The sequence below is a fragment of the Finegoldia magna genome (assembly GCF_018371055.1).
Lineage (GTDB): Bacteria > Bacillota > Clostridia > Tissierellales > Peptoniphilaceae > Finegoldia > Finegoldia magna_I.
This window is the reverse complement of record NZ_JAGYZD010000131.1, coordinates 1-4,884: the sequence shown is the minus strand read 5'-3', so window position 1 is coordinate 4,884 and position 4,884 is coordinate 1. Positions and strand designations below refer to the sequence as shown.

The window sequence follows — 4,884 nt, the reverse complement described above, 5'->3', positions numbered from 1 at the left end:
TTCAGTATATACAAGATGAAAAAAAGGACGGTGTAATTAATGAGTAATAATGTAGTATTAAAAGCTGAAATTCTTGGAATTGCTTTTGGATTGAATTCAAAATGTTTCGTATGATATTTGTCTGTCATCACAGTTAGTGCTTTGAATTTTTCATGCTGATCTGTCACATATTCTACTACACCCTTTCCCATTATGCTCGAATAATTCATCGTGCAGTATCCTATTTCTCTATTGGAATACAAATCGTGACCTGTATCCATCTCAAAAGAAGCCTTGTTGTTTTTGTCGATAAGTTCGTATTTGTAGCCTTCCAATGCGCCATGAAAGTACAACACCAATTCACTGTCAATCACTTCATATCCAAAATTCAACGGCAAAATATAGGGATAACCCTCATCATCCACAAGCCCAAGCCTACATACATCACACGCATCAATTATCTTCAATTGTTCATCAAAACTTGTGATTTCACGATCTTTTCTTCGCATTTTATCTCCTATTTTTTAACGAATTCAAATATTGTTTTTGTTCTGGTGTTATTCTGAAACTTTCTCTCGCTTTTTGGATTGTTTTGTTGTGCGTCCACTCATCCAGTAAATTATCTTCCAGCACAAATATAACATCGTCCCATTGTTTTGCAAGCGCCGTCGCGAAAAACCATGCAATCATCATATTTACATAATATTCTTCGCTTCTGATATCAGTCGCTATTTTCAAATACTCTACCTTGAACTCATCATCCAAGAAATATTTCATCAAAAGACAAATAGCCACTCTAATGGTGTAAGGATGAGATGATTGTGCCCACAATTTTATTTTTTCGATTAATTTGTCGGTGTTTTTCGTGAAAATTTTTGGCGAAATACAGTCACAAACCGCCCAATTATCTACAAATGGAAGAAATTTTTCCAAGTGATTGATACAATCATCGTAACTTTTCATATTAGAAATCAAAATAGAATGAAGCATATTTTCTTCGTAGTAAGTGTGTGGCAAATCTTCAATGAAAATTTGCGAATGTTTTTCGTCTATTTTTTTCGCTAATTTTCTCAAATCAGGCATTCTAACTCCAATAATTGTGGATTGGTCGATTGTAGGGATTAGTTTCGCTTGAAAATCACGGTATTTCAAATCTTGTAGGGACTGAAGTTCATTAATTATTTCCATTTTTATTTCCAATCAAAGTATAAATCTTGTATCCAACGCTTACCGTCATCAATATTCCAAACACAAAAAGTTTTACTGCAACAGATGAGTTTCCTTGTTTGAAATATCCGTAACCTGCCCAGTACAGCAAGACTGTGACGATAGTAGCGATTATCCAAAAAATCACCACTAATATTTTGTAAATTTTGTTGAGTGTCGGATTGCCTTTTCTATTTCTGAAAATTCTTTCGAATAACGCGATAAGTCCTACAACTATCAGCACGTAAATTATATTATAAACAAATTTATTCATGATATCATCCTTTGTGTAAAATTCTATGTACAGCAATTTATGTTTATATTATAATATGAATGGTGATTAAATGAAATACGTATTTTTGTTGAGTAGCAAGGCTGGAGCAGGCTCTTTTTCGGAGTTAGAACACTCAATCGTGAAGTGCTACTCAAGCAACAATTTGAAATATACAATAATAAAAACAGAACACAAAAACCACGCATCTGAAATCGTTCGAAAATACTGCGATTGTTCAGATGTTTTGTTGTATGTGTGTTCAGGTGATGGAACGTTAAACGAAGTCATAAATGAAATGAAGAAAACAAACGCAAAGTTCAGCGTCGGACTTATTCCTTCTGGAACGGCGAATGATTTCTCCAAGAATTTCGAATACTCAAATTTCAAAATCGAAAACACAATCAAACCTGTTATTGACGACATTGATTTGATCAAAGTCAACGACAGATATTGCGTGAATGTGCTTAGCTTTGGATTTGATACGGTGATTTTGAATTCTGCATATAATTTGTTGAAGAAGAATCCAAAACTCAGGGCAAATGCATATCCTATCGCAGTGTTGCAGAATTTATTTAAAATTCCTAAATACAAGTTGGAATCCACGACAAGTAACGGAGAAAATGGAGAAGTTAACTTGAAAGGATATTATCTGCTTGGCGCGATTTGCAACGGTGGATTCTACGGCGGAGGATTCAACCCTTCTCCTTATGCTAAACTTACTGATGGCGTGTTGGAATTGTGCTTGGCAGAAACAATGCCTTTGTACAAAATAATCCCGTTGATTTTCAAATACAAAAAAGGCGCTCATCTGTCACATCCTATGATACATTTTCAAAAATTGACTAAAGGATGTATCAAATTCGAAAAAGAATTGATAGTAAATGTCGACGGCGAAATCTTCACAACGAATTACTTGGATTTCAAAGTGGTGCCAAAAGCATTGCGATTCGCTAAAGTTTGCGATTATAGGATGAAGTAGAAATAGAATTTTGTCACGGATATTGTACAATATTCGTGACAAACAAAACATAACAAATCTTAACATTACTCATCAAAAAATCAGAGCTGTTATACAGCTCTGATTTTTGTGTGTTAATTGCTATTTACTTAATTACGCTTTCCAAGTCTGTTACAATTGGGCTTGGAACGAATTTCTTTCCACCTATTACTGTGATTTCTGTTATTGTTTCTTTAACATACTCTCTAATTGTTTCTGGTGATTTTTTTCTATTTACTAATAATATAGGTGATGATAATCTTCCTGCTACTGGTGATACTACTAATGCATCTGCAAATACTTCTCCACTTGCTACGAATGCTTTTTCAGACTTAAATAGTTTTTTAGCAATTTGTGCTGCTGTATCGTATCTACTTCTTCCTGCGATTCTTTCTGTGTTTTTCGGTAGGTCCTTTTTAACTTTTTCTGATACGGAGTTTACTCCTCCTGCTATTACTGTTTTGTTGATGTATTTGTTTAGAACTTTTGTAATTTGTGTATCAATAGTTGTTTTTTGTACTAGTAGTATTGGATATTCTTGTTGTGCTGCATATGCTCCTGCCGTTAATGCATCCGCAAAGTTTTCGCCGCTTGCAATTATTGCAGTTTGTTTTGCAGATAGTTTTAAAAGTCTTTCTGCTATAGCTGCTGATGTTTCATACCTACTATGTCCAGCTATTCTTTCTATTTCTTTATCATATTGTCTTAATTCTTTTTCTACTTTAGTTGATATAGAATTTACTCCACCTACTATGATTATATTTGTTGCTTTTAATCTTTTTATTTCTGCTTTTACTGGTTCTTCTAATTCATTTTTAGATGTCAATAATATAGGTGCATTCAATTTTTTAGCTAATGGTGACGCCGTTAATGAATCTGGATATTCATCACTTCTAGCAATTATTACTGTGTTTGCTTTTTCGTAGTATTTTTTGGATACTTCTATTGCTGTATCTATTCTATTTCTACCTGAAATTCTATTTTCTTCTGTTGGTTGTGGTTTCTCAGATGGTTGGTCTTCATCGTCTGTAAATCCTGTTTTTACGTTGATTCTTACCTCTACTATATCACCATTATGGCGTTGAATTTCTCCTGGTCTGCTTTCGTAATCATAAGTAATAGATTCCTTATCCTTATCCAACACAATTTTGTTTCCTACGAGTTTACCATTTTTTAAATTCTTTATTCTTTTTGGATTAGGCTTGCCTGGAAGTTTTGCCAAATCAATAAATCTATGGTTAATATCTGTGTAATAATTAAATGATTGCATATCTGCTACTAACCTGTCTAATTCTCTATTTTTAGTGGTATCCAATGATTGCAATCTATTGTTTCTTAGATTTAAATAATTCAATTTTTTATTATTATTGATATCTAATTTTTCTAATTCATTATCTGAGCAACTAAATTTATCAAGATTTACACAATCTTTCAAGTCTATGCTTTTTAGCTTATTTGAATCAACGTTAAGATTCGCTAAATTTTTACAATTTTTTAGGTTTATTTCTTTTAATTTATTATACCATAGTTCACCATATTCAAGTTTTGTATTATTGCTTAAATTTAATTTTTCTATATTTGTAAATTCAAGTCTTAATACAATAAGCTCATTATTATGGCTTAAATCTAGCTCTCTTAAACTATCATTTCCAGAAAAATGAATCTTTTCTAGCTTAGTATTTTTTGATGTATCAACATAATTAACTGAATATCCCAAAAATAGAGATTTGATTTCTGTAAAATATTCTAGCCCTTTTAAATTTTTTTCACCACTTTCCGCAAAAATAGATGTTACATAATTAATTTCATCTTTGCTAAATTTTCCATCTTTGTTTTTATCAAACTCTTTAATATTCTTTCTGAACTTAGCATCAGGAAAGTTTGTTTCATTGATTTCAACGTCTTGCCCTGCAGCAAATGATGAGTTGAATGAAAACGCTCCTATAATCAATGCAAATGCAAGGATTACTTTGGTCAACATACTAGATTTTTTCATAATTTCCCTCCGTTTTTTATTGACTTTCGCAATTTTATAATTGCAAAAGTCTTTTGGTTAACTATATTGTATTCCTTATATATATTTTTTGCAATGTTTTTATAAATCTTTTTTCTATTATTCCATTCTAAAAAACCAGAGCTGTATAAAACTCTGGTTTTTGTGTGTTATTATTTTATTGCTGCTTCCAAGTCTGTTACAATTGGGCTTGGAACGAATTTCTTTCCACCTATTACAGTAATTTCTGTTATTGTTTCTTTAACATACGCTCTAATTGTTTCTGGTGATTCTTTTCTATTTACTAATAATATAGGTGATGATAATCTTCCTGCTACTGGCGATACTACTAATGCATCTGCAAATACTTCTCCACTTGCTACGAATGCTTTTTCAGACTTAAATAGTTTTTTAGCAATTTGTGCTGCTGTATCG

General features: G+C 32.0%; 6 protein-coding genes. 1 reads left to right on the top strand and 5 read right to left on the bottom strand.

Annotated elements, in window-relative coordinates; genetic code table 11:
• The 3 genes from KHW44_RS06395 to KHW44_RS06385 all read right to left on the bottom strand — a co-directional run.
• The coding region (locus tag KHW44_RS06395) for a pyridoxamine 5'-phosphate oxidase family protein (RefSeq protein ID WP_304067378.1) at positions 1-488 on the bottom strand (488 nt) is incomplete at its 3' end.
• Position 489: 1 nt separating this feature from the next.
• Positions 490-1,167: a DNA alkylation repair protein gene (locus tag KHW44_RS06390; RefSeq protein WP_304067375.1), complete on the bottom strand. Its 678-nt coding sequence runs from the start codon at positions 1,165-1,167 to the stop codon at positions 490-492.
• The gene (locus KHW44_RS06385) at positions 1,154-1,459 is read right to left on the bottom strand and encodes a hypothetical protein (protein ID WP_294684979.1); all 306 of its coding nucleotides are present in this window, start codon (positions 1,457-1,459) and stop codon (positions 1,154-1,156) included. Before KHW44_RS06385 ends, KHW44_RS06390 begins: the two co-directional genes overlap by 14 nt.
• A gap of 70 nt (positions 1,460-1,529) precedes the next feature.
• On the opposite strand from KHW44_RS06385, the gene KHW44_RS06380 reads away from it, so the two are divergent.
• Positions 1,530-2,438, top strand: a complete 909-nt coding sequence (locus KHW44_RS06380) for a diacylglycerol kinase family protein (protein WP_294684980.1) — start codon at positions 1,530-1,532, stop codon at positions 2,436-2,438.
• A 124-nt stretch (positions 2,439-2,562) separates the two neighbouring features.
• Here the strand turns inward: KHW44_RS06380 and KHW44_RS06375 are convergent, their stop codons facing one another.
• Both KHW44_RS06375 and KHW44_RS06370 read right to left on the bottom strand, forming a co-directional pair.
• Positions 2,563-4,452: a cell wall-binding repeat-containing protein gene (locus KHW44_RS06375; RefSeq protein ID WP_304067367.1), complete on the bottom strand. Its 1,890-nt coding sequence runs from the start codon at positions 4,450-4,452 to the stop codon at positions 2,563-2,565.
• Positions 4,453-4,622: 170 nt separating this feature from the next.
• The coding region (locus tag KHW44_RS06370; protein WP_304067364.1) for a cell wall-binding repeat-containing protein at positions 4,623-4,884 on the bottom strand (262 nt) is incomplete at its 5' end.

Bases quoted from the DNA above. Each gene is read 5' to 3' on its own strand.
- KHW44_RS06390 (WP_304067375.1), bottom strand. From the start codon at position 1,167: ATGGAAATAATTAATGAACTTCAGTCCCTACAAGATTTGAAATACCGT.
- KHW44_RS06380 (WP_294684980.1), top strand. From the start codon at position 1,530: ATGAAATACGTATTTTTGTTGAGTAGCAAGGCTGGAGCAGGCTCTTTT.
- KHW44_RS06385 (WP_294684979.1), bottom strand. From the start codon at position 1,459: ATGAATAAATTTGTTTATAATATAATTTACGTGCTGATAGTTGTAGGA.
- KHW44_RS06375 (WP_304067367.1), bottom strand. From the start codon at position 4,452: ATGAAAAAATCTAGTATGTTGACCAAAGTAATCCTTGCATTTGCATTG.